At 64.6% G+C, this 25,709-nt stretch carries 19 protein-coding genes and 2 pseudogenes; 17 read left to right on the plus strand and 4 right to left on the minus strand.

What is annotated here, in order from left to right:
- Positions 1–23 precede the first annotated feature (23 nt).
- The 12 genes and pseudogenes from NJE57_RS17600 to NJE57_RS17655 form a co-directional block, all read left to right on the plus strand.
- A pseudogene (locus tag NJE57_RS17600) lies at positions 24–1,327 on the plus strand (transposase); the annotation flags it as partial.
- Positions 1,328–2,254: 927 nt separating this feature from the next.
- Positions 2,255–3,835, plus strand: a complete 1,581-nt coding sequence (locus NJE57_RS17610; protein WP_119192838.1) for an AMP-binding protein — start codon at positions 2,255–2,257, stop codon at positions 3,833–3,835.
- Positions 3,836–3,897: 62 nt separating this feature from the next.
- Entirely contained in the window at positions 3,898–5,496 is a 1,599-nt protein-coding gene (locus NJE57_RS17615; protein WP_119192839.1) for an acyl-CoA carboxylase subunit beta, read from the plus strand.
- A 5-nt stretch (positions 5,497–5,501) separates the two neighbouring features.
- Positions 5,502–7,496 (plus strand): biotin carboxylase N-terminal domain-containing protein, encoded by a 1,995-nt coding sequence (locus tag NJE57_RS17620; protein WP_319029805.1) that lies wholly within the window; start codon positions 5,502–5,504, stop codon positions 7,494–7,496.
- Positions 7,493–8,257, plus strand: a complete 765-nt coding sequence (locus NJE57_RS17625; protein WP_119192841.1) for an enoyl-CoA hydratase/isomerase family protein — start codon at positions 7,493–7,495, stop codon at positions 8,255–8,257. The genes NJE57_RS17620 and NJE57_RS17625 overlap by 4 nt, the downstream gene beginning before the upstream one ends.
- A complete protein-coding gene (locus NJE57_RS17630; protein WP_319029806.1) occupies positions 8,258–9,097 on the plus strand; it encodes a TIGR03084 family metal-binding protein in 840 nt (279 codons plus the stop codon).
- Positions 9,094–10,881, plus strand: coding sequence for an acyclic terpene utilization AtuA family protein (locus NJE57_RS17635; protein ID WP_319029807.1), 1,788 nt, complete (start codon positions 9,094–9,096; stop codon positions 10,879–10,881). The genes NJE57_RS17630 and NJE57_RS17635 overlap by 4 nt, the downstream gene beginning before the upstream one ends.
- A gap of 45 nt (positions 10,882–10,926) precedes the next feature.
- A complete protein-coding gene (locus NJE57_RS17640; protein ID WP_119192844.1) occupies positions 10,927–12,081 on the plus strand; it encodes an acyl-CoA dehydrogenase family protein in 1,155 nt (384 codons plus the stop codon).
- Positions 12,082–12,098: 17 nt separating this feature from the next.
- Positions 12,099–13,760 (plus strand): AMP-binding protein, encoded by a 1,662-nt coding sequence (locus NJE57_RS17645; protein WP_119192845.1) that lies wholly within the window; start codon positions 12,099–12,101, stop codon positions 13,758–13,760.
- A gap of 93 nt (positions 13,761–13,853) precedes the next feature.
- Positions 13,854–14,483 carry a TetR/AcrR family transcriptional regulator gene (locus NJE57_RS17650; RefSeq protein WP_181694352.1) on the plus strand — a complete coding sequence of 210 codons (630 nt, stop codon included), beginning with the start codon at positions 13,854–13,856 and terminating at the stop codon, positions 14,481–14,483.
- A 226-nt stretch (positions 14,484–14,709) separates the two neighbouring features.
- Positions 14,710–14,916: pseudogene (locus NJE57_RS20040) on the plus strand (LLM class flavin-dependent oxidoreductase); the annotation flags it as partial.
- A gap of 36 nt (positions 14,917–14,952) precedes the next feature.
- On the plus strand, positions 14,953–15,849 hold the full coding sequence (locus tag NJE57_RS17655; protein ID WP_119192848.1) for an alpha/beta fold hydrolase: 897 nt from the start codon (positions 14,953–14,955) through the stop codon (positions 15,847–15,849).
- A 910-nt stretch (positions 15,850–16,759) separates the two neighbouring features.
- Here the strand turns inward: NJE57_RS17655 and NJE57_RS17660 are convergent.
- A complete protein-coding gene (locus NJE57_RS17660) occupies positions 16,760–18,169 on the minus strand; it encodes a pentapeptide repeat-containing protein (protein WP_319029808.1) in 1,410 nt (469 codons plus the stop codon).
- Positions 18,170–18,751: 582 nt separating this feature from the next.
- Between NJE57_RS17660 and NJE57_RS17665 the strand changes: the two genes are divergently transcribed.
- The 4 genes from NJE57_RS17665 (at position 18,752) to NJE57_RS17680 (ending at position 21,424) form a co-directional block, all read left to right on the plus strand.
- Entirely contained in the window at positions 18,752–19,405 is a 654-nt protein-coding gene (locus NJE57_RS17665; RefSeq protein WP_319029809.1) for a hypothetical protein, read from the plus strand.
- A 234-nt stretch (positions 19,406–19,639) separates the two neighbouring features.
- Positions 19,640–20,182, plus strand: coding sequence for an excisionase family DNA-binding protein (locus tag NJE57_RS17670; protein ID WP_319029810.1), 543 nt, complete (start codon positions 19,640–19,642; stop codon positions 20,180–20,182).
- Positions 20,183–20,194: 12 nt separating this feature from the next.
- Positions 20,195–20,770, plus strand: coding sequence for a PIN domain-containing protein (locus NJE57_RS17675; RefSeq protein WP_319029811.1), 576 nt, complete (start codon positions 20,195–20,197; stop codon positions 20,768–20,770).
- Positions 20,771–20,989: 219 nt separating this feature from the next.
- Positions 20,990–21,424, plus strand: a complete 435-nt coding sequence (locus NJE57_RS17680; RefSeq protein WP_319029812.1) for a hypothetical protein — start codon at positions 20,990–20,992, stop codon at positions 21,422–21,424.
- A 309-nt stretch (positions 21,425–21,733) separates the two neighbouring features.
- On the opposite strand, the gene NJE57_RS17685 is transcribed toward NJE57_RS17680, so the two are convergent.
- The 3 genes from NJE57_RS17685 to merA form a co-directional block, all read right to left on the minus strand.
- Positions 21,734–22,543, minus strand: coding sequence for a recombinase family protein (locus NJE57_RS17685; RefSeq protein ID WP_319029814.1), 810 nt, complete (start codon positions 22,541–22,543; stop codon positions 21,734–21,736).
- Positions 22,544–22,736: 193 nt separating this feature from the next.
- On the minus strand, positions 22,737–23,333 hold the full coding sequence (locus NJE57_RS17690) for a recombinase family protein (RefSeq protein WP_067719579.1): 597 nt from the start codon (positions 23,331–23,333) through the stop codon (positions 22,737–22,739).
- Positions 23,334–23,565: 232 nt separating this feature from the next.
- Positions 23,566–24,966: a mercury(II) reductase gene (merA, locus tag NJE57_RS17695; RefSeq protein WP_319029816.1), complete on the minus strand. Its 1,401-nt coding sequence runs from the start codon at positions 24,964–24,966 to the stop codon at positions 23,566–23,568.
- A 105-nt stretch (positions 24,967–25,071) separates the two neighbouring features.
- On the opposite strand from merA, the gene NJE57_RS17700 reads away from it, so the two are divergent.
- Positions 25,072–25,461 (plus strand): heavy metal-responsive transcriptional regulator, encoded by a 390-nt coding sequence (locus tag NJE57_RS17700; protein WP_007928756.1) that lies wholly within the window; start codon positions 25,072–25,074, stop codon positions 25,459–25,461.
- The last annotated feature ends 248 nt before the right edge of the window (positions 25,462–25,709 follow it).

Genomic DNA, 25,709 nt, shown 5'->3' on the forward strand with positions numbered 1-25,709 from the left:
AGTTGTGGAACTCAGGTAAGGGTTTCAACTCGTCGACGTTGACCTATTGGCGACGCCGCCTGGCGGCCAGTGACCGACCGCAGCGGATCTTCGAGGTGGTGCGCCAGGTCATCGCCGAGACCGGTGCGGTCAAGACCAAGACCCGCCGCGCGCTGGATTCAACGGTCCTGGATGATGCGGTGGCCCGCCAGGACACGATCACCCAGCTCATCGCCCAGATCCGCCGGGTCGGCCGCGAGGTGCCCGGGGCGAAGGACCTGATCGTCACCGAGTGCACCCGGCTGGCGGCGACGTGCGGGCAGGACTACTCCGAGGCCGGTAAGCCGCGCATTGCCTGGGATGACCAGGCCGCTCGGGATGAGTTGGTCTCCGCCCTGGTCGCAGACGCGTTGGCGCTGTTGGCGGCACTCGATGTTCAGGCGATCACCGCCGCCGGCGGCAAGCCGGCCAAAGCGGTCGCCCTGTTGGCGCTGGTGGCCGGCCAGGACGTCGAGCCGGCCGAGGACTCAGACGGCACTGACGGTCGGTGGCGCATCGCCCGCCGCACCGCGCCGGATCGGGTGATCTCCACCGTGGACCCCGATGCCCGGCACGCCCACAAGACTCGGCAGCGCCGCCAGGACGGGTTCAAGGCCCATATGTACGCGGACACCATATCGTGGTCGAGCCCGACACCGGCCTGACCACCATGTGCTCCCTGACCAAGCCCAACGGGCCGACCAACTCCGATGCCGCTGTCGGTGCGGCACTGGTCACTGCCGATCCCACCATCGGCGCAGGCGAGCCGGTCGAAGTGCTCGGCGATTCCGCCTATGCCAGCGGCGACATGCTGCACACCCTGGCGGGCAAGCAGTGGCTGCCCCTGGTCAAGCCGTGGCCGCTGCGGCCCGCGGTCGAGGGCGGGTTCACCCTGGATGACTTCACCTTCGACGCCGTGGCGGGCACCCTGACCTGCCCCGGCAACATCACCTGTGGCCTGTCTGCCAAGGGCAATGCCACCTTCGGGGCGGCGTGTCGTGGCTGCCCGCTGCGTCAGCGATGCACCACCTCAGCCACGGGGCGCAAAGTCGTGCTCGGCGAGCACCACCTGCTGCAACGCCAGCACCGCCAGCGCTCCGGCGATGAGGACTTCCAGACCGTCTACCGCCAGCACCGACCGATGGTGGAACGCTCGATCGCCTGGCTGACCCGAGGTGCCCGCCGCGTGCCGTACCGCGGGGTCGAGAAGAACAACAACTGGCTCCACCACCGCGTTGCCGCCCTGAATCTGCGCCGGCTACTCGCGATGGGACTGACGAGCCAGAACGGAACCTGGGCCCTGGCCTGACCAGCGGGCCGGGGCCAGGCATTCCCGCCCCAGCACAGGCTCGAACAACCCGCGGTGGGCGCCACGAACCTCTCGCCCCTCTCGCCGAACCCAGAAATCTCCAACCCCGCACCTCGCGCAACGGCCAACCGGCCCTCACGCACACCGGCGTGCCAGGATCGCAGCTTGTTCAGCAGTCTCCTAGATCGTCAATGCTGTCAGCGCCGGCGAGCATCCCGCCCACCACGCTCGAGGCCTTGGCCGCCGATCGCCAAGGAAAGGTGCAGCCCAGAGTTTGGAATAGTGCACAGGCATTCACACTAGTGAATCTTTACGGGTTAGATTTGTCGCCCTCCGGCACTCGTACCTACCCAAGCAGGTGCGGGCCTCGGCACAGCACCTTGGGTGTGCCTCCCATTAGGCGTACCCAGTCCAGGGTTGAGCAGGGTGGCGGCGCGGTAGGTGATCGCGAGCTTGCCGTAACGAGTTGCCAGACCTCGCCATTGCTCGGCTGGGGCGAAGGGCCGCTCGGCGACGGTTCGCCCTTTGTTGAGGTCAGCTGGCGAGCGTCGGGGTCCGGCCACCGCGGCAGCCCCGTACTCGTGCGGCGATCGTGTCGCTCCCTCTGGGATGACGGCCGCGATGCTCCTGATGCGGAGCTGGCGGCGGATCGTGCCGGCCGAGTACGCCTTGTCTGCGATCACCGCGTCCGGGCGGGTGCGAGGTCGGCCCCGTTCTTCCGCGCCCGCCGAGAGGCTTGCGTGTGACTCGCATCATGTCTAACGTACAGTTAGTCATGGCTCGTTCACTACCGTTCAACTAGGTGCGACGCCTCAATATGCAGTTGGCATCCGAGTTTCCTTTACGTCTTCAACAGGAACTCGATTCAGCGCACCGCGTGACTCTGCCATTTCGCCATTTCGCGTACCCAATAAGTAAGGACGAGTAATGACAATCACCGCACTCGAGAACAACCTCATTCACCGGGTGAACGTCGGTGACATGCTCACCCGGAGCGCGGACCGCTTCCCGAACGCACTAGCCGTCGCCGACGAACACCGTCGTCTCACTTACACAGATTTCAACCACGCGGTCAATATCCTCGCGAACTCGCTGCTGGGGCTCGGGCTCAGCAGGGGTGACTCCGTGGCCCTGGCATCCAAGAACAGCATCGAGTTCCTCCAGACTTACTTCGCCTGCGCCAAGACCGGTCTGATCTGCGTCCCCATCAACCTCGGTTGGACTGCACCGGAGGTCGCTCACGTCCTCCGAGACTCCGGCGCCCGGGCGATCATCGTTCACGAGGAGTCGGAAGCTCTCGTCGCGCCAGCGCTTCCTTGTCAGAGTCACATGACCGACGTCATTGTGATCGGGTTACCATCGCAGGCCTACGGTGACATCGAGCCCCGCGCTTTCGCATCTCTCATCGACCAGCAGGATTCGACGGAGCCCGAATGTTTGGTGGAGGACCGCGACACTCTCACCCTCCTCTACACCAGTGGCACCACCTCGGCGCCCAAGGGAGTCAGCGGCCACCATCTCGCCGTCTACATGGAATCCATGGCGATGGCCATCGAGGGCCGATTCCGTTCGGACGACCGCTTCGCCGCGATGCTCCCCATGTCGCACACAGCCCAGCTGAACTGCCACTGCACCACCGCATTGCTTCTCGGAGCAGCGATTCACATCCGTCCGGGCTTCGACGCCGGTGCCCTTCTCGACCTCATCGAGGCCGAGCGCATCACGCAGATCTTCGGATTGCCGATGATGTACGGCGTGATGCTCGATCACCCGTCGATCGACGACAGGGATCTCTCCAGCCTCCGCCGAGCCCTGTACGCGATGGCGCCGATGCCCAGGAATCTGCTCGAGCGATGCTTGGAGGTGTTCGACTGCGACTTCTACCTCCTGTTCGGACAGACAGAGATGTCGCCAGCTACCACCATCTTCCATCCCGAGCACCAGCTCTCGCATCACGGATCGGTCGGGACGCCAGTCGTCACCACGCGCGTCGGGATCATGGATCTCGATGGCGGGCTCCTCCCTGCCGGAGAGGAAGGGGAGATCGTCTATCGGAGCCCCCAGGTGATGACCGATTACCACGGGGACGAAGAAGCTACGCGAGAGGCCTTCCTCCACGGATGGTTTCACTCCGGCGACAACGGATACTTCGATGACGACGGAATCCTGTGGTTCACGGACAGGCGGAAGGACGTCATCAAGACCGGAGGCGAGAACGTCGCCTCACTCGAGGTGGAGAAGGCCCTCCTCGCCGCGGAGCCCGGGATCGCCGAAGTGGCAGTGGTCGGCCTACCCCATAAGCGCTGGTCCGAGGCGATCACAGCGTTCGTGGTGCCCCGCCAGGGACAGGAACTGGACGCGGAGACGATCCAATCGCGCGTCAGGGACCACTTGGACCCGTACAAGATCCCGAAGGACGTGATCGTCGTGGAGGACCTTCCCCGTACGTCCACGGGGAAGATCCGAAAGAACCTCGTCCGCGACGCCCACCTGAACCACTTCGAGTGACCACCGCCTATCAATTGCCTGCAGCGGCCTCGACTGCATCTGTAACGAAGGGTAGCTAGACAATGCCTGTACTGAAGACCTCGGTGGACCCGGGTTCAGAGGAGTTCGCCGCCAATCTGGAGGTCCAGTCGGCCGCGGTGAGCGCGCTCGAGCGGGAATCCGCCATCGCGATCGCCGGCGGGGGTGAGAAGTACATTCAGCGCCACCGCGACCGCGGTCGACTCCTGGCACGCGAGCGGATAGAGAAGCTGCTCGACCCGGATTCGCATTTCCTTGAGCTATCGACCTTGGCGGCGTGGGGTACCCAGTTCACCGTGGGCGCCGCGATCGTCACCGGTGTCGGCGTGGTCGAGGGCGTGGAGTGCATGATCATCGCCCACGACCCGACCGTCCGGGGTGGAACTATGAACCCGCTGACGCTGCGCAAGAACCTCCGCGCCCTGGAGATCGCCAAGCTCAACCGGCTTCCTGTTCTCTACCTGGTAGAGAGTGGTGGCGCGGACCTGCCCACCCAGTCCGAGCTCTTCGTGCACGCAGGCGAGATTTTCCATGACCTCACTGAGATGTCGTCGATGGGCATCCCGACGGTCGCCCTCGTTTTTGGCAACGCCACTGCCGGCGGCGCGTACGTACCTGGCATGTGTGACTACTCCGTGCTTGTCGACCAGCAGGCAAAGGTCTTCCTCGGTGGTCCCCCGTTGGTCAAGATGGCCACGGGCGAGGTCGCGAGCAGTGAAGATCTCGGTGGCGCCGACATGCACACCCGGATCTCCGGCGTCGGCGACTACTTCGCCATCGACGAGATCGACGCGATCCGCCTCGGACGCCAGATCGTCTCCACCCTCAACTGGAGCAAGCTCGGCCCGAAGCCCGCGGCCGATCCGGAGCCCCCGTTGTTCGACCCGGAGGAACTCCTGGGCGTTGCCTCCGGTGACCCGCGAGTTCCGTTTGATCCACGGGAGGTGATCGCCCGAATCGCCGACGGCTCGCGGTTCGAGGAGTACAAGCCCCGGTACGGCACCTCCCTGGTCACCGGATGGGCATCGATCGCCGGATATCCCGTCGGCATCCTCACTAACGCTCGCGGCGTGCTGTTCAGCGAGGAGGCCCAGAAAGCCACGGAGTTCATCCTCCTGTGTAACCAGACGGACACTCCCCTGATCTTCCTGCAGAACACCACCGGCTACATGGTCGGCACCAGCTATGAACAGGGCGGGATCATCAAGGACGGCGCCAAGATGATCAACGCGGTCACCAACAGCACGGTGCCGCACTTCACCATCAACATGGGCGGTTCGTTCGGCGCCGGTAACTACGGCATGTCAGGCCGAGCGTACGGCCCGCGCTTCATGTTCACCTGGGCGAACGCACGTCTGGCCGTTATGGGCGCCGCCCAACTGGCGGGCGTCATGTCAATCGTCGGCCGCGAGTCCGCGGCCTCGGCGGGTCGACACTTCGATGAGGAAGCCGACGTCATCCGCACCGCCGAGATCGAGAAGCAGATCGACGCCGAGTCCCATCCCTTCTTCGTTTCCGCTCGCATCTATGACGACGGCGTCATCGACCCTCGCGACACCCGCGAGATCCTCGCCATCGCACTGTCTGCCGCCCACTCAAACAAGGTCGAAGGCCGTCGCGGCTTCGGCGTCTTCAGGATGTGAGATCGATGTCCAGGATCAGAAAGCTGCTCGTCGCCAACCGTGGCGAGATCGCTGCCCGTATCTTCCGTACCGCCCACGAGATGGGAATCTCCACGGTGGCGGTCTACTCCGATGCGGACGAGGCGATGCCCTTCGTCAACCTGGCCGACGAGTCGGTTCCCCTACCCGGTAACACCCCGGCGGAGACCTACCTGCGGGCGGATCTCATCATCGAGGCCGCCAAGGCGACCGGGGCGGACGCTGTGCACCCCGGCTATGGGTTCCTCTCTGAGAACGAGGACTTCGCTCGGGCGTGCGCTGACGCCGGCATCACCTTTGTGGGCCCCTCTCCCGAATCGATCGCCGCCATGGGTTCGAAGATCGAGGCGAAGCGGATCATGGAGGGCGCGGGCGTGCCCATCCTCCCGGGCACCGTCGTCGGCAGCGACGAGGACAGCTCGCCTGAGCGACTCCTGTCCGCCGCCGAGGAGATCGGTCTCCCGGTGCTCGTCAAGGCGGCCTTCGGCGGTGGCGGCCGGGGAATGCGCATTGTCCACACCCTCGACGAGCTCGTCGAGGCGGTCCGGAGCGCACGACGCGAGGCCGAGTCCGCGTTCGGCAACGGCACGGTGTTCCTCGAGAAGTTCATCGAGTCCCCCCGGCACATCGAGGTACAGATCTTCGGTGACACCCACGGCAACGTGGTCCACCTCGGCGAACGCGAATGCTCCATTCAGCGCCGCTACCAGAAGATCGTCGAGGAGTCCCCGTCTACGGCCGTCTCTCCGAAGCTCCGAGACGAGCTCGGCCGGGCTGCCATCGCCGCCGGCCGCGCGATCGACTACGTGGGCGCCGGCACGGTCGAGTTCGTCATGGCGCAAGACGGCGGGTTCTACTTCCTGGAGGTCAATACCCGTCTCCAGGTCGAGCACCCGGTCACTGAGCTGGTCACCGGCACCGACCTGGTCCGGGCACAGCTGCTGGTCGCCTCCGGCGAGCCCCTCCCCGACGAGGTTCTCCGGCCGAACTTCGCCGGCCACGCCATCGAGGTCCGCCTGTACGCGGAGGACGCTGCGGCCGGGTTCGTCCCCGTCTCGGGTCGGCTCCACTCATTCGAGATCCCGGAGGGGCCCGGGGTCCGTGTGGACACCGGATTCAGCAGTGGTTCCACCGTGAGCACCTTCTACGACCCGATGCTCGCGAAGGTCATCGCCTTTGGCCGCGACCGCGACGAGGCCGCCGATCGACTGATCCGCGCTCTGCACAGATCGACCCTGTTCGGCGTGACCACCAACCGTGACCTACTCGTGGGCATCCTGGACACGTCGGACTTCAGGGCTGGTCTCACGGACACGGCCTTCCTTGACCGCCACCCGGTCATCGAACTGGAGGCCGGGGACGCGGGGGCGGATCCGACCACGGCTCACGCCTGCGCTGCAGCGCTCGCCACTGTCGCGCGGAACCGTGAAAGCGCGGTCGTACTACCCACCCTTCGAGCCGGTTTCCGCAACGTCCGCAGCGGACGGCAAGAGGTTCGCTATCTCGACGGCGACCGTGAAGTCTGCGTCCAGTACGCGGTCACCCGTTCCGGTGTCGTGATGAGTCTCGACGGCGAGGATGTCACCGTCCGGGCCTTCGACACGACCCCCGAGGGCATCGACGCGGTCATCGACGGTGTGCGCCGCCGATTCCGCATCATCGACGCGGGCGATTCTGTCCACGTCAGTTCCTCGCTCGGCAATTCGACCTTCGACCGGGTCGACCCGTTCCCGGACCCGTCCGCGTCGGTCGAGGCCGGATCGTTGCTGGCGCCGATGCCGGGGACCGTGGTCCGCGTGGAGGTGTCCGAGGGCGATGAGGTGTCTGAGGGTCAGACCGTGATCGTGCTCGAAGCCATGAAGATGGAGCATTCGATCAAATCGCCCGCCGCCGGGACGGTGTCACGGCTGCCCGTGGCTCTGGGCGCGCAGGTGGACACGGGCGAGACGCTCGTGGTGATCAGTGGAGGAGACCAAGAGTGAACGACGTCGTCAGATACGAGCTGGTCAACAACGTCGCGTGGCTGACCATCGCGCGTCCCGACGCCCGGAACAGTCTGAGCAAGGCGGTCCGGGAGGGACTGTTCAGCGGCTTGCGCCGCTTCAATGAGGACGACGAAGCGAAGGTTCTCGTCCTCACCGGCGAGGGTGACGAGGCGTTCTGCGCCGGCGGTGATCTCAAGGAGATGTCCGGCGCCGCGATCACCGTCCCGCCGGTGGACTACGTCCCGCAACTCGGCAGGAACATCACCGTAGACAAGCCCACCATCGCGTGTGTCAACGGAGCCGCCTATGGGGGAGGCTTCCTCCTGGCCCAGACTCTGGATCTCTGCGTGGCATCGACCAATGCGCGCTTCGCGATCTCCGAGGTCAAGATCGGCCGCGGGAGCCCGTGGGCCGCGCCCCTGTCGCGGATGATCCCGACGCGGATCGCGATGGAGATCGTCCTCACCGGGGATCCGCTCACCGCCGAGAGGGCCCACGAGATCGGGTTCGTCAACAAGGTCGTCGAGCCCGGGGAACTACGCGAGGCCACCCAGACGTTTGCGGAGCGGATCGCCCGCAACGCGCCGCTCTCGGTGGCTGCAGGTAAGGCCACCACGAAGCTCGGTACCGAGTACCCGCTCTCGGAGGCGTTCGACCGCGCCGAGGAGATCTGGGAGCCGGTGTACATGAGCGAGGACGCCCAAGAGGGCATGCTCGCCTTCACCGAGAAGCGCCGTCCCGAGTGGAAGGGGCGGTAGATGGCCGCCGACATGAGCGACCTTCTCGCCCAGCTCGACGCGCAGACCGCGGGGTTGTGCGCCGCGCTCGAGGAAGCGGGAGCGGAGACGGGCGAGAGTTGCTGGGATCTGGCGACGCCAGCCGAGCGATGGTCGGTTCGGGACCAGCTCACGCACCTGGCCTACTTCGACGAACTGGCCACCATGTCGATCCTTCTTCCAGCCCGCTTCCGCATCGAAGCCAGAATTCTCATGGCCGGGGGGATGGACTTTCCGGACCGCATCGCCCATCAGTACGCCTCGATGCCGGGTGACGAGGTCCTGATGTGGTTCCGGAGTGCCCGCGAGGAGTTCGCCTCGGTCGCCCGCAGATCCGACCCCAGTGCGCGACTACCGTGGTTCGGCCCCGACATGAGCGTGACCTCCACGGTCACCGCCAGGCTCATGGAGACGTGGGCTCACGGCCGTGACGTCCACGACACCCTCGGGACCGTGCAACCGACCGGCCCTGAGTTACGCAGCGTCGCACATCTAGGCGTGGCCACTTTCGGCTTCGTGCACCAGCTCCACCACCGCGAAATCCCGTCAACACTCCCGCGGGTCGAGCTGGCCGGCCCCTCCGGCGAGCAGTGGGTGTGGGGTCCGGAGGACTCCACCGACTCCGTTCGCGGGCACGCCGAGGACTTCGCGCTGGCGGTAACCCAGCGCCGGAACCTCGCGGACACCGACCTTGAGATCACCGGCGACGTCGCCCGGAACTGGATGACCATCGCCCAGACCTACGCGGGCACCCCCGGCACCGGGCGGCCCCCCTTGAACGAACCGACCGACACTACGGCCGCGAGAGGACACCAGTCATGACCGCACGAGCTATACGCATCGGCAACGCGTCGGGATTCTACGGAGATCGGGCCGCGGCATTCCGCGAGATGGTCGAGGGCGGGCCCGTCGATGTGATCACCGGCGACTACCTGGCCGAGCTGACCATGTTGATCCTCTGGAAGGCGCGGAAAAAAGACCCCTCCGCCGGCTATGCCAAGACGTTCCTCACCCAGCTCCGCGAGAACCTGACGGAGTGTGTGAACAGGGGGATCAAAGTCGTCGTCAACGCCGGCGGTCTCAATCCCTCGGGTCTTGCCAACGCGGTCCGCGAGCTCGCCACCGAGCTGGAACTGGACGTCTCAGTAGCCCACATCGAGGGTGACGATCTCATGCCCCGCTTCGACGACCTGCTGGCCGAGGGGCACGACTTCCGCCACCTGGACAAGGAGATCCCCTTCACCGATGCCGGGGTCACTCCTGTGTCAGCCAACGCCTACCTGGGTGCGTGGGGGATCGTGGAGGCCCTCGGCGCAGGCGCGGACATCGTCATTTGTCCGCGGGTCACGGACGCCTCGCTCGTCGTGGGCGCGAGCGCCTGGTGGCACGGGTGGGACCGAACCGACTTTGACGAGTTGGCCGGGGCGGTGCTGGCTGGTCACATCATCGAGTGCGGCCCTCAGGCGACCGGCGGCAACTATTCGCAGCTCGCCGAGGTCACCGACCGCCGTTACCCGGGGTTCCCGATCGTGGAGATGGCCTCCGACGGGAGCTTTGTGGTCACCAAGCACGACGACACCGGCGGCCTGGTGTCCGTGGGCACGGTCATCGCACAGGTGCTGTACGAGATCGATGATCCCCGATACCTGAACCCGGACGTGGTCTCGCGCTTCGACACCGCATCCATCACACAGGAAGGCCCGTCCCGGGTGCGGGTCACCGGTGTCCGGGGCACCCCGCCGCCTCCCACCCTCAAGGTGGCCATGAACTACGTCGGCGGCTACCGCAACACCATGACCCTGGTCCTCACCGGCCTGGACATCGAGGAGAAGGCGCGCTGGGCCGAGGATCAACTGTTCGAGATCCTCGGCGGCAAGGACCGGTTCGACGAGGTCGACGTTCAACTGCTGCGCTACGACAGGCCAGACCCGACCGGTCCCGCCGATTCCACCGCCCATCTGCGCGTCACCGTCAAAGACCGCGACCGCGCCAAGGTCGACCGGGCGTTCTCCAACGCGGTGATGGAATTGTTCCTCGCCGGGTACGCGGGCTTCCACACCACCACCCCCCCGTCGTCGGCGAGCGAGTACGGCGTGTACTGGCCGGCGATTGTTCCCAAGGAACTGGTGGAGCACGCCGTGGTACACGGCGACGGTCGCCGTCAGTTGATCCCCCATCCCCCTGAGGTTGCCAATCCCCCGCGCGAACCGCTCACCCAGGAGACGGTGAAAGATGACGACGAGGCCTTCCCCTCTTCCGGTGGGCAGATGGTGACGCTGCCCCTCGGGCGGATCGCGTCAGCGCGTTCCGGCGACAAGGGCGGCAACGCCAACGTCGGGCTGTGGGTGCAGTCTGACGCCGAGTGGTCGTGGCTGCGGGACTCGATCACGGTGGAGCGCTTCCGGCAGCTGCTGCCAGAGGCCGCGCATCTCCCGATCCGCCGGTACGAGTTGCCCTCCATCCGATCGCTCAACTTCGTCGTCGTCGGACTCCTCGGTGACGGTGTCGCATCGACCACCCGGCTCGACGCGCAGGCCAAAGGCCTGGGCGAGTTCATCCGCGCCCGCATGGTCGACGTCCCGGCAGAGCTCGCCCCCGACGCCTGACCCGCCGCAATCTCGGCACCTCACTCCCCACGAAAGGCAAAGACCATGCAGATTCTCGAATCAGAGGACCACCGCGCGATCCGGCAGTCGGTCGCGGCCATCACCGACCGCTTCGGCCCGGCCTACTTCGCCGAACAGTCCAATAACGGCGGGAATACGGACGAGTTGTGGCGCGCTCTCGGCGAGTCCGGCTTCATCGGCATCAACCTTCCCGAGGAACACGGCGGCGGTGGCGCGGGGATGACCGAGCTCGCGCTGGTGGTCGAGGAGACCGCCGCGCGGGGATGCCCGCTCCTGCTTCTGCTGGTCTCGAGCGCGATCTCCGGCGAACTCATCTCAAAGTACGGCAGCCCCGAGCAGCAGGAGACGTGGATTCCGAAGATGTGCTCGGGTGAGTCCAAGGTCGTCTTTGCCATCACCGAGCCTGATGCCGGGTCCAACACCCACAAGATGTCGACCACGGCCACCCGGGACGGAGACGACTGGATTCTCAACGGCACCAAGTACTACATCTCCGGTGTCGACGAGGCTGACGCCCTCGTCGTGGTCACTCGTACCGGAGTCGACCCCGAGTCCGGCCGCGGACGCCTGTCGCTGTTCATCGTCCCCACGGACACCCCGGGGCTGATCAAGCAGGAGCTGCCTGTCGCGGCGGTCATGCCCGAGAAGCAGTTCACGCTGTTTTTCCAGGACATGCGGCTCCCAGCGAGCGCCCTGCTGGGCGAGGTGGACAAGGGCTTCAAGCAGGTCTTCGACGGGCTCAATCCGGAGCGCATTACAGGTGCGGCGCTCTGCGTGGGCATCGGCCGGTTCGTCGTGGAGCGGGGCGCGGAGTACGCCCGGACCCGGGAAGTGTGGGGCACCCCCATCGGCAGCCACCAAGCTGTGTCCCATCCGCTGGCCGAGGCGAGCATCGGCGTCGAACTAGCAGCGATGGCCACTTCCCGAGCCGCATGGCTCTACCAGAACAACCTGCCCGCCGGCGAAGCCTCGAACATCGCGAAATTCGCGGCGGCCGACGCCGCCCTCAAGGCCGCCGACACAGCGATCCAGACGCACGGCGGGAACGGCCTCAGCGTGGAGTACGGCCTGTTCCCCTACTGGGCCCTCGCCCGCCTGTTGCGAATAGCACCGGTGAGCAGGGAGATGATCCTCAACTACGTCGCACAACACAGCCTTCGCCTACCGCGGTCCTACTGAGCAGTCGGGAGACAACCATGCCCATCAACGTGACGGATCTGTACAACCGCAGGGAGACCGGCCTGTGGAACCGGGTCGCCATCGGCGACATCCTGGAACGCATCACCTGGCGCTCGCCGGACAAGACGGCGATCATCGGCCGGCCCGGAGCCTACGCGTCGGATGACTTCGCCGAGCTGACCTACCAGCAGGCCTACCAGGCCACCAACCGCATCGCCAACGGGCTCCTGTCTCAGGGTCTCACTCGCGGCGACATCGTCATGATGTTGTGCGAGAACTCGGTCGAAGGGTGGCTCATTAAACTCGGGATCGCGCGCGCCGGCCTTGTGAGTGCACCGGTCAACACCATGATGGCTCCGGACGTGGTCGGCCAGCTCGTCGACTTGGTGGAGCCCAAGGCAATAGTCGTGGACGCCGCCTCCTGGCCGGGGGTTGAGGCGGAGTTATCCAAGCGCGACCTGGCGCCGCTGGTCACGATCCCGATCGGTGGCGACGTCCCCCAGGGCTCGACCACTTTGACGGAGTTCATCGCCGACATGCCGACCTCCGACCCGGACGTGGAAATCCATGGCGACGACATCTGGCAGATCCTTTTCACCTCCGGCACCACCTCCTCTCCCAAGGCGGTGATGATCTCCCACTCGAGCTCTTACTTCGCCGCTCTCAACTTCTCGAACATCCACACCAGGGGGCTCAAACGGCCTTCGGACCTGGTGCTGTGCGCTTTTCTGCCACTGCTTTACCACATCGGAGATCAACCCTTCAACACTGCAGCCCTCCTGTGCGGGGGCACGGTGGTTCTCGGGCGCTCGCCTCGTCCAGAGTCGATCGCGGAGGCGATAGCGGAGAACGGCGCCACGTCCCTGTGGTCCGGGTCACCCGCGATGCTCAATGAGATCAGCTTGGTCCTGGATGCCCGCGAGGATCTCGACATCTCCAGTCTTACTGTTGCCGTATACGGATGGGCTGCGTTGCATCCGCAGGTTCTGGCGAAGCTCAAGGGGCGCGCGGCTGACGGATTCCAGTCCGTCGCGATCTTCGGGCAGACCGAGGCGATCGCCTGCCACACCTTCTGGCCGGATGAGTGGACTGATCTCTACGAATCGACTGCTCCGGCGATCAACTATGTGGGCACTCCCACGCCACTACTGGCATCGACGATCGTCAGCCCGTTCGGGGATCTCATCACCATGTCAGAGGAGGGTCCCGGAGAGGCCGTCTACCGCTCCCCGACCGTGTGCTCCGGCTACTACCGGGACGAGGCTGCGACCGAAGAGGCCTTTGCTGACGGCTGGTTCCGCTCCGGGGACAGCTGCGCGATTGGCGAGTTCGGCCAGCGGATCATGGTCGACCGCTACAAGGACATCGTGAAGTCCGGCGGTGAGAATGTGTCGACCATCAGGGTGGAATCGATCCTTCAGAGCCACCCCGGAATCGAACGCGCTGCCGTGGTCGGCCTGCCCCACGAGAGGTGGGGCGAAGCCGTGACCGCCCTAGTCCTACGCCGGCCGGGCGCCGATATCACAGAGGATGACCTGATCACGTTTGCTCGGGAGAAGCTTGCGGGTTTCGAGACGCCGAAGTCGATCGTGTTTGTCGATTCGCTTCCTCAAACCGTGGGTGGAAAGATTTTGAAGTACAAATTGAGGAGCCAGTACTCAGGCCTGTACACGGACTGAGCAACACCGCGTGCGGCCGTCTAGCCAGCTGGTTCAACGGCCGCACGCGCGAACCGAGCGCCCGCTGCGCAACACAATATTGGGGGACGAGACGTGAAATCTGGTCAAGAGCTGGGAGGCGTTCCGAGCCGGGTTCGCGATCCTGAACGGGCCGAGAAGATCGTGTCCGCCGCAGCGGAACTGTTCGCCGAGCGCGGATATCACACGGTGAGCTTGGCGGATATCGGACAAGCCTCGGGTATTGTCGGATCCGGGATCTACCGACATTTTGAGAGCAAGCATGCGGTTCTTCTGGCGATCGTCGAAAATCCAATGATCGACCTTTTAGAGAGGTCGGATCGAATCGTCGATGAGCACACGGACAGTGTGACTACACTCCGACAACTCATTAAGACCCAGATTGACTTCTGCCTCGACTCGCGCAACGTCGTACTCCTCTACCGACAGGAAAGCCACTTCCTTCAAGATGAACACGCACGCCGAATACGTCGCCTGCAGAGACGCTACGTCGAAAACTGGATCGCGACACAGTTGGAGCTCAGGCCTGAGTTGGATGACGCCACAGCGCGCACCCTCGTACACTCTTGCATCGGCGCCATCCAATCAGTGCTCACTTTTGATTCCGGTTTGAGCCGCACAGATCTGGAACTCACCCTCGTCTCGATGGCGGAGCGGCTCCTGGCGGCCGACCACACGCCCCGTGCACATAGGAACGGCTCGTGATCCCCGACTACGAGGCCGCCAATGCTGACGTGCCGGCGACGGAATGGAAAGACATGCCTATCGACTACTACCCAGGTAGCGGCGTCCGGCTCGATGAAGCCCGCCGAATCTCTACCCAGGCGGAGGACGCCGGTTTCAGCCCGCTGGGAGCCCTCCGGCCCGCTCGCGGTAGCCGTGGAGAGCACGACGGCCATAGGATTGCGAACCGCCGTCACCGTGGCGTTCGCCCGCAGTCCGGGTGATCCTCGCCCAGCACGGCCACGAACTCGCCCGAGTCAGTGGCGGCCGATTCGCCCTGGGTATATGCACCCAGGTACAAGCCCACATCACCCGACGCTATGGCGAACCGTGGTACCGGCCCGCGGCGCGCTGCCCGGTACCGATGACGAGTGCGGTATGCATTGTTGTTCACCCCGCACGGCAACATGACTGAGAATGCTCCACTCGATAATCTTGGTGAGGAAATGCCATGGATCCCGTAGTCACAAACCCTGAATTCCGCGGTGACGGTGTCACACTTGCCGCCGACCGGTGGGATCCACCGGCGACTGCCGGCGGTTCAGGCGTCAGCAGTAAAGGTGTGGTGCTGTTGCTGCACGGCGGCGGGCAGACCCGGCATTCCTGGCGAAACACCGGACGCAGGCTCGCGGCGGACGGCTGGTCCGCACTCGCCCTGGATGCACGGGGGCATGGGCAGAGCCAATGGGCACCGGACGGGGACTATGGCATCGATGCTCTGGTCTCCGACCTGACCTCGGTCATCGGCGAGTTGGGGCAGCCGCCGGTACTGGTCGGCGCCTCGATGGGCGGTATGACGTCGTTGATCGGGCAAGGAGAGAATCCCGAGCTCGCTCGTGGTCTGGTGTTGGTCGATATCGCCCCGAAGGTCGAACCGGGCGGCACCGCGGAGATTATGGCGTTCATGCAAAGTGGCCTGGATGGTTTCGACAGCCTCGAGGACGCTGCCGCAGCGATCGCAGCGTATACCCCGAACCGGGTCCGCACCCCCAACCCGCAGGGGTTGCGCAAAAACCTCCGGCTGCGCGATGGCCGCTGGTATTGGCATTGGGATCCGGCGTTTCTGCGCCAGGGCGACGAACCCACCCGCCAGACCGACTCGATCGTGCGATACCAACGCGCCCGAGACGCCGCAGCCGCGATTACCGTTCCCACGATGCTCGTTCGTGGAACGCAATCAAACGTGGTCAGCGAAGAGGGCGCCAAAGAGTTGCTTGAGCTCATCCCGACCGCCAGATTGATCGACGTCACCGGGTCCGGTCATATGGTCGCCGGCGACGACAACGATGTGTTCAGCGGCGGATTGAAGGGTTTTCTCGACAACGACGTTCTCGCATCGCGCCACTGACGCCGTCGAGGACTCGAACGTCACCGGCGGCGGGAGCTCACCTGGGTTGCGTATCGGTGCCGGTTGCATTGATGGCCGGATTCGCCCGCCCCGACGGTACCGCTTCCCCGGATTGGCCGCCCTGCGATCCCGGCTTCGATGTTGGCCACGAGCATGGACCGATAACCAGACCTTATGACAAGCTGACGATGCCGAGTTGTAGATCCTGCGAGCTCGACCCCCCGGACCCCAGCGCCTAATCGGTAGAAGATGCCAGCACCGTAGCGCCGATTGGCACCGGGGAGCCGCACCGCGAGGGGACGATACTTCTAACCCCCGAGATCCGCACGGCAGACGAGCTATCAGGATTCGGAGGCTCTCCGCAGTTCAGGCACTATCATCACACCATGCCAACAGGGCCAGCACATGATTCGCATTGTTAACGAGGTTGTCAACGGAGAAGTAGTCGCACAGCAGTTGTTTCCGTGCCGGTGCATGCAAGGGGAGGACCACCTAGACGACGGTTCATCCTGGGGCGACGAGGGTGACCCTAACGACTTCCATCCCGAATCCAGTTTCGCTGGCGCTGAGGAAATTTGGCTATCTAGCGGGATGGATGAGGACTACGACTTTCGCTGATCGAGAAACGTCTCGACCAAGGGGCCCGACTCTTTCAAAGCTGGGTGCCTGAACTGCAGATATCCGGCCATCACGGCCTTGAACAGCGGCTATATTCAGACCGCCTTTAGCCTCCGGCAACCAGACGTTATGCAAAGCAGAGCCATCGCGAGCAACGACTCATCCACGCAGCCCCGTCGCTCTACGATGCCGCAGCTCGGGCACTACTCAGACGCCTTGCGCCGTAGATCAGTCACAGTGCGACTAGGGTGCCCTACTGCTCTGGACTTCATCCTATGAGGCGACTGGAAGGTCATCTTGGCGACATTCGCTCGAAGGCAAACGTCAGTACTCGGCACGTCTGACACGCCGGCACGTCGTTCGCGCTTACCCCAAACCGCGACCCACTTGCAATCACGGTTTTTGCGTTCATAAGTGGGGCGAAGTCGTCACGGGGCAGTGTCGAGACCACATCCCCCAAAAGCACTTGTTGCTTCACGTCTAGCTCTTCGAAGCGGAACCCCACTCCCCTGCTTGTGAAGCGCGAGTCCGCAAACGACACGAATTTCCCGGTGAAGTGCGAACCGTCGAACGACACGATCTCTGCGGCAAAGTGTGCTCCGTCGAACCATGTGCGCGCGGTGAAGTGTGAACCGTTGAACGACACGTACCCGCCGGCGAAGTGCGCATCCTCGAATGACACCGACGCTCCGACGAAGCTTGCACCGTTGAATGACACGGTCTCCGCAGCGAAACCCGCGCGCACAAAAGACGCGTCGCTTCCCGTAAAGAGCGCGGAGCTGAACGACACGGACTCCGAGATGAAACGCGTGCCGTCGAACGAGGCCCGCCACCCAATGAACTGCGCATCGCTGAACGATACTGCGTTTGTGTTGAAGCGCGCGCCGTCGAACGACACTCGCTGCCCGTCCAAGTACGCACCGTCAAAGGATGTCCGCTCTCCGTTAAAACTCGCACCGTTGAACGACACCGCGTCACCGGAGAGGACGCAGTCGGAGAAATCGAGATCATGAAAGACGCAGCCGTCGAAGATGAGATCGAGCGATGACCAGACGCCGGGGACCGGGTGGCTGATGCCGGCAACTCCGAGTCGTGATCTGACGAGTTTTTGGATCGTGTGCTTGAACGCTGTTGCCTGCGAATACGTGGTTGCGTTCAACGGGTCGGGGAGCGGATCGCGTAATTGCGAGATCAGCACTTCGACGCACACTTGCTGCTCCGACTGCGCCTTGTGCGGATCGTGTCGGTAGTGGGTGGTCCAGTCATCAGCTAGCGCGACGATTGCGTGCGCGGCTCCCTCTCGCGCCCGCAACTCGTCGGCCGCCAGGAGTTTGACTAATTCATGAAACCGGTCTCGGAGCGTGCGTTCAGTTGTATCGCGCCGCTCGACCCTACGGCGGTCGCGCTCGGCATTTAGTCCCCACTTCGCGGTGGTGATCGCAGCGCCCGCCGCTATCAGTGCAGCGATCGGGGTGGCGATGGATGCGGCTTGGAATCCGGTGAACCACGGCTCGCCTGCGTCCCAGTTCTGACGAACACGGGACCACCCACTGACAGTGATCAGCACACCGACGCCGACAACGAAGACGACTCCCACGATGCCGGAAAGCGCCCGGGCCACGACGTCGGCACGTGCCCGTGCCATAAGGAGGGCGCTGCCCCAGCGCGTCGTGTCATCAACCTCTTCGGATCTTTTGGTCACGACTCACTGTTACCTATCTGCGCCGGCCAGCGACGGCGAACCAAACCACCGAAAAGCTAGGCCCCGCAGCCAAAGCATCGCGAAGACCTCACACGAATGAGCAGAAAACTAGCGGAGGCCCCGTGCGCTTCGGGGACCTCCGCCAACGACATTTTCGCGTCGGCGGCAGTAGCTTGGGGCGCCCTTCTCTGAGTACGTACGTAACCCATACCTGGGGCCCGCCTGCATTCATCGAAACGCGTGCGCGATCTGACCTGGTCGCACCTACCCAACTGCCGGGACGACCCCATGAGCTGATCTCACTCGTGAAGGGGTTGTCGCAGTTACGACGCTACAGCCTTCGAACCGTGTTGGCTACAGTCGAAGGCGTGGTAATGTCGCTAGCGTGGATTTGACCCCCCGTTAAACCCTAGTCCAATGTAATAGCAACATGATTGGGGCGTTGTGAGCACCTCACAGCCAGCCAGTGAGGCTCGGGAGTTCGCGTCGAGGCTAGGCAACCGAGCGCGCATGGGAGCACCAGTTCGGCGAGCGTTTGTAACCATCGGCGAGGGACAGCTCCAGTCGCCCATGGGCTCACTGATGAGCAGCACTAGCGCCGGCGGCGGCGGCCGCGGCGGGCGCACCCGGCTCGCCTTACTCCTGAGCCTCCTTTGGGTCGCCTCCGCTCCCCCTCATACAGCCTCAAGGCCGGCGCGATGGTGGGCAGAGATAATCGGACTCCCGGATGGGGCAGCGAGGGGCGCCCGGTCGGTCTCCACCAACCTCCATGAACTCGACAGGCGCGGGTTCATCCGTCTCGAACCCGGCCGAAGGGGCTACAACTCAAAAGTGACGCTACTTAACGAAACGCCGCCTCACGGCGACTACTCGCTCCCCTACGCCGACGGCGGAAGCGGCTACTTCCGGCTGTCCGAGAGACTATGGACGCAGGGACTGATTGGGGACCTAGACGGGGCGTCGCTTGCGATGTTCTTGCTTCTGACCTACTACTACCGCGCAGAAACTCACGAGACCGACGGGATCTGGTTTAGCCCCAAGTACTTCAAAGAGCGCCACGGACTATCGGAGACGACCCGAAATCGAGGCCTGGAAGGACTTGTCGCCTCGGGGGCAGCGCACATGCAGGAGAAGTTCGTCGACACGGAGATAGAGGGGCAGTACCGAACCTTTTCGCGGCGGGTCTTCCGACTGGACCCGCTGTACTACCCGCCGACCCCCCACGCTGCACGCTGACCGCTTTGTTGGACCGATTCCCCATGTCGCAGTAGACGGCCCTCTGCCGCGACACACCTAGGCACGGTCCGGTCAACGCTCTCGACAGGCAGCTCGACGAGCAGTGGCCATCGAACATGGTCGCCCCTAGTGTCCGTGGTGGACTTGGCCGTGGTGGACTTTTTCGACACGACGTGGCATATTCGAACGTATCGAAAGCGATTTCGTTTTGTTCTCACAGAGAGGTGGTTCAGCATGGCGACGCAATCCCAAGCGCTCGCGTCTGAGACGTTCCTGCCCGAGCATGCTGAGCGGTTTGCGCCGGTGCTGAGTTTCCTGCAAGCCCATGAACGGTCAGTAGGGACTACCGCCCAGCCTTCATACGCCTTGGTCGGAATCGACGAGCACGATCGAATCGAGCTTCCCGAGAACCTTCATCAGGTCCTCAAGCGGGTAGTTGAGGCAATGTCTCAGGGCCGAGCTGTCACCGTGGCGCCGCAGAGCATGACCCTCACGACGCAGCAGGCCGCCGACCTGCTTGGCGTAAGCCGGCCAACAATCGTCCGGTTGATCAACGACGAACAGATCGCTGCAGAGCGGGTCGGGAATCGGCATCGGCTGCTGCTCGACGACGTGCTTGCCTACCGGGACGCCCGCCGGACACGACAGTACGACGCCATAGCGGCGACGTCGGTAGCCATCGACGCCGAAGACGACCCGGAGGTTATCCGAGAGCAGCTGCGCCAGGCCCGTAAAGCAGTCGCAGCACGTCGCAAGACGGCGAAGAAAGCTGGCTGACACAATCAACCCATGTTCGTAGCCGTTCTCGACACCTGCGTGCTGTGGCCGAGCCTGCAACGCGATGTCCTGCTCTCACTCGCGGCCGAGAACCTCTATCGCCCCCTATGGTCGGGCGCCATCCTCGAAGAGCTCGAGTTCCACGAGGCGCGCAAACTCGTTGGCCGCGGCGCCGATCCGGACGACGCCGCGGCACAAGCAGCGCACCTCGTCGAGCAGATGACAGCTGCGTTCGACGATGCATGTGTCATTGGCTGGGAGATACTGGACGGTTCATTTAACCTCCCGGATCCGGACGATGAGCACCTCGTGGCAGCAGCTGTCATCGGTGGTGCAGAGGCGATTGTGTCCGATAACGTCTCAGACCTCCCCCGAGGGAGAGTGCCCGCTCAGATCCAAGTGATCAAACCAGCTGTGTTTGTTGCTGACACGGTTGCGGTGTCGCCCGATGCTGCGGTCCGCGCGCTGCGAACAATGATCGCCCGGCGCACCAACCCTCCCGAAACTCTTGAGTACGTACTCCAAGTACTGGAACAGCGATACGGCATGGTCGACGCCGTCGAGATGATGCGGACCGCCGCGAACTGAATCCAACGAAAGACGGCGGGGCACCACAAGTCGATCCCCTATCGCTCCTGCCCGCGGGGTAGGTTGGCCACCTCTCGGCCCTGGTCGCAGAAATCAAATACATGTCGTGCGAGCGGGGCGTATAGAGCACGGTTAGCTGCAACAGCGCCCCTCGCAATCCATAGCGGGCCAGTGTCCCGTTCGATGATGACTGTCGTAGCTGACCCGTACGTTTACACCATGTACTCCATCGAGCCGGGTGCCATATCCGCCGCCGTCGCAGGTCTCGCTGCACCCGTCGTTCGAGACGGGGCAGCCACTGGCCGCCGGGAATGGAGCTGGGACTTCTGCTTCAACTATTTCTCAGCTACCGACGACCCGACTGCCGAGATGGAGATGAGTTGTCTCCAACTCGGCTACTACCTGGCCAGCTGGGGCATGCTTCGTGGCTCATCCTGGCTCTTCAAGAACGCCCACCCTCGGCACTACATCGCGACGATCGAGGCGATCGCCCGCCACTCCCCTACAGTGCGCGACCTCGATCTCTCCGATTACACCGACAACCAGGCCCGGGCGGCGCTCATCTCGGCATACGCCGACATCAGGGACGCCCTGCTCCCGGACGGGAACGAACACGCCACCGCGGTCACGAAGGTGATGCTCGGTGTGTGGTGAAACATCCCCGCGTTTGACACTTATCTACGAGCGGGCCTGCGCAGCATCGTCTCTCCAGGCGAGCGTGCGGCATTCAATACCGTCAACGACCGTTCCCTGGAACTGCTTAGCCGGATCTACCGGGAGAACGAAGGAGTGATTGACCAGCTCGCCACTACGCACGCCACCGTGGTCTTCTCAGACCACGCCGCCCCCTCCCGCTCGTATACCCGGGCGAAAGTGCTCGACGCAGCCGGCTTCGCCCTCGGCGAGCAACTCCTCGCCGGACCTGTCCGATCCGACGAGGCTCTATAGGCACCTCGCTCGACCTCAGTGCGCCACGTCTGCGGATCCGGCTTCTACCCGTTGGAGAGCGCGGTAGAGGGTCGACCGACCCACGCCGAGATCGCGGGCGATCGCTGATGGCCCCTCCCCTGCCTCGATGCGTGCGCGGGCCTTGTCGATCTGCTCGGCGGTCAGGACTCGTTTGCGTCCCTTGTACTTGCCCTTCGCCTTGGCGATGGCGATGCCCTCGGCCTGGCGTTCACGGATGATGGCCCTCTCGAACTCGGCGAACGCCCCGAGCAGTGAGAGCATCAGGTCTGCGCGAGGATCCTGGGCGCCGGCGGCGTAGGTGGCCCGCTCGTGGACGAACTCCACACTGGCGCCCTTGGCGGTGATCTCGCCGACGATCTGCTTGAGATCAACCAACGAACGAGCGAGACGGTCCATCGACGCAACAACCAGCTCGTCACCATCTCGCAGGTATCCGATGCACTCTTCGAGCTTCACGCGATCGGCACGCGAGCGGGCGGACTGTTTCTCGATATAGACCCGGTCGCACTCCCCCACCGCCTCGAGCTGACGCGCCTCGTTCTGATCGGCCGCCGACACCCGCACGTACGCCACCCGCTGCCCACGAGGACGCGAGGCCCGGCGAGCCGGCTCCGGATTCGACTTCGGCTTTCGCTTCGGGTTCTGCTCGATGATGTTCTCCGAGTCCGTCGACTCCACCCGAAAGTTCCAACCCAGCTCGTCCCGGCGGCGGAACCGGGTCCGCACGCTCCCACGGCTGACGATGAGCACCTCCTCGCCACCATCACCCGCCCGATTCAACAACGTCCCGATCCGATCATCCATCAGCAGACCCTTTCGCCCGGACTCTGTATCGATAGACACTAGACCCCACGAGATGGCGTTTCATAAATAACGGAATCGACCCTGTGACACAGCGACGACGCCAGATCGCCTGTTGTCCCACACGGGTGTACTGGCAGATCGCGCTGCCCAGTGGCGGCGTTCTAGCGGTGATGCCTGGCGATGGCCGCTGCCATTAGTGGTCGAGTGCCTCGAGGGCTCGGGCGGCTTGCTGGTGGCGGTAGAGGGTGGCGCGGGACCATCCGACCAAGCTGGCCGCTTCGGCGGCGGTGCGCCCCTTTCTTCGAGCACTTTGGGCAATGTCGAGTTTTTCAGCGATCACTGCGGGGTCGACCGGGGGCCGGCCGAACCTGGTGCCGCTCTGCCTCGCCGCAGCGATCCCGGCATTGACTCGCTCGGTGATGAGCTCGCGTTCGTACTCGGCCAGGGTGGCGAGCATGCCCAGCATCAACCGGCCGGAGGTGGTCTCCGGGTCGATGCCGTCCGAGAGCGACCGGATCTTCACGCCCTTGTCGCGAAGCAGGTTCACGGTATTGAGGACATCGATCAGGGAGCGACCGAGGCGGTCAATGCGCCACACCACGACGGTATCGCCGGGCTCGACGTAGTCCATCAGCCGCTTCATCCCCGGGCGCTCGATCGCGGCCCGGCTCCCCGAGGTGACGTCAGAGAAGACGTCGCGCTTCTGAACCCCGGAATCTACGAGTGCATCCAACTGCAACTGCGCGTCCTGACTCGCGGTACTGACGCGGGTGTACCCCAGATGCCTCATGGCCCGATGATGCCCCATAAACCCCTACCGAGGCCGATCCTGAGACGAATGTCGACAAGATGACTTAATGAGACACCGGCGGGTGGCCGTAGAGCCAGGAAACCTGCTCAAAAGTGGTCGCGGTCCTTGACGGTGTCTAGTGTCTTGAAAACCTGTAGGTTTTTAAGGCACATTCACGGCGCCAGGCGGGCCGCCGCGGGAGCCCTCGTCCACCCCGCTGGGGCCGCGGGTTTCAGGCGCAGCATGACGTCGGCATCTGGTTTCGGAAGAGGCCGGCCACGATGCGCAGGCTTTCGCTCATGGTCAGGTACGGCGCCCAGGTGTCGGCCAGATCGTCGACGGTCATGCCGCTTTTGATGGCGTAGGTGGCCGCCAGCATGATCTCCCCGGCCCCGTCCGCCAGAGCGTGCACGCCCAGAACCTTGCCGCTCACGGCGTCGGCGACGAGCTTCACCGCCCCGCGGGTGTCGTGCTGGACGAGCGCCCGGGGGACATCGGACAGGTCCAGGACGCGGCAGTCGCACGCGTGCCCTCGGGTGAGGGCCTCGTCCTCGGTCAACCCCGCCGAGGCCAGCTGGGGCCGGGTGAACACGACCGCAGGAAAGCCGGCGTAGTCGACCCGAGCTGCCGGCGGGTACCTGTCCTCGGTCAGGGCGTTGAGCGCGGCGGCCCGACCGCCGGCGGCGGCGGCGTAGACGTACTGGGGAGCCCCCGAGACGTCACCGGCGGCCCAGACGCGCGGGTTGGAGGTGCGCTGGGTCTGGTCGACCACGACGAAGCCGCGCTCGTCCACGTCCACACCGGCAGCGGCCAGGTTCAGGCCGTCGGTGCGGGGCAGGCGTCCGGTGGCCACCAGGACCTGCGCGCCGCGCACCTGTTCGCCCGAGTCCGTGGTCACCACCACCTCTCCTGCGGGGCCTGGTTCGCGGGCCACAGTGGTCGCGCGCTCTTCGACCACGGTGATGCCGTCGTCGGTGAAGACTTCCCGAAGTCTCTGGGCCAGCTCCGGCTCGGCGTGCGGCGCCAGACGCCCGACCACAGAGACCCGGGTGCCGAGGTGAGCGAACAGCTGGGCCTGCTCCATCCCGACGTACCCGCCACCGATAACGACCAGGGACTCAGGCAGCTCGGTCAGCTGCATCGCGGTGGTGGACGTCAGCCGGTCCACAGAGTCGAGACCGACCACCTCCGGGATGGCGGGGGTGGCACCGGTGGCGACCAGATAGGCCCGGGCCCGCAGCGCCTGGCCGTCGACGGCCAGGGTGTCCCCGTCCAGGAAGCTGGCCTGGCCTGGGCGGACCTGGAAGCCGTAGGCAGCGGCCACATCGGCGTACCTCGCATCACGCAGGCGCTCGATGAGTGCGTCCTTCTGGGCCACCAGATCGCCGAGGTTCACCGGTGCGGCTGACGTTGGGGCACCTTTGAAGGGATTGGTGAGCGCGGCGTGCCGGGCCCCGGCGGCCGCCAGGAGCGTCTTGGACGGCACGCAGCCGATGTTCACGCACGTCCCGCCCAGAACACCGCGCTCAACCAGCACGACGCTCTTACCGGCCTGGCTGGCCGCGATGGCGGCGGACATCGCCGCGCCTCCTGAGCCGATCACGGCCAGATCGACGTCGTAGTCCACACCCATTTGCCCACCTTCCTTCGCGTGACCCCTCTTCAGCGTCCATAGTGGACGTTCCAGCGCAGGGGAAGGTCAAGGCGAACATGGACGAGAGCCGAGAAAGGGGCCACTGTGCGCATCGGTGAGTTGGCCGTGGCCAGCGGCACCACAACCAAGACGCTGCGCTTCTACGAAGAAGCCGGCCTACTACCTGCGCCTGAGCGCACCGCCAACGGATACCGCGACTACACCCCTGCGGCCCTGGCGCGCCTGGACTTCGTTCGCCGCGGCCGCACCGCTGGGCTCACCCTGGCCCAGATTCGCGAGATCCTCGACATCCGCGACGCCGGAGTCGCACCCTGCCAGCACGTGCACGCCCTGCTCGAAGCCCACCTGGGCGACCTGGACCGCCAAATCGCCGACCTGCAAGCACTGCGACACACCGTCGCGCACCTTCACCACAGTGCCACCACCAGCGACCCCACCAAATGCGACACCACGACCGTCTGCCGCTATCTGTGACCAGACCGGTGCTCGCGTGTATCGCCATGAGCAGATGCCGCCACAGAGCGTCGACAGAACCCCGCCATATAACGGCGAAAGCCACAGCGGCGACGGTTGGCGGCGTGCCGTCCCGCACGGGTGTACCCCACTGAAGCTCAGAGGCAGCGCACGAGAAGGCCCCAGCCCACCGGACGGGGCCTTCCTCAGTTTCGGCTCAGAGGCGAAGAGCATGACGGCCTCCAGCGTGCCTTCGAAGAGGAAACAGA

Source organism: Dietzia sp. PP-33 (assembly GCF_033790845.1).
In the GTDB taxonomy this organism is placed as follows: domain Bacteria; phylum Actinomycetota; class Actinomycetes; order Mycobacteriales; family Mycobacteriaceae; genus Dietzia.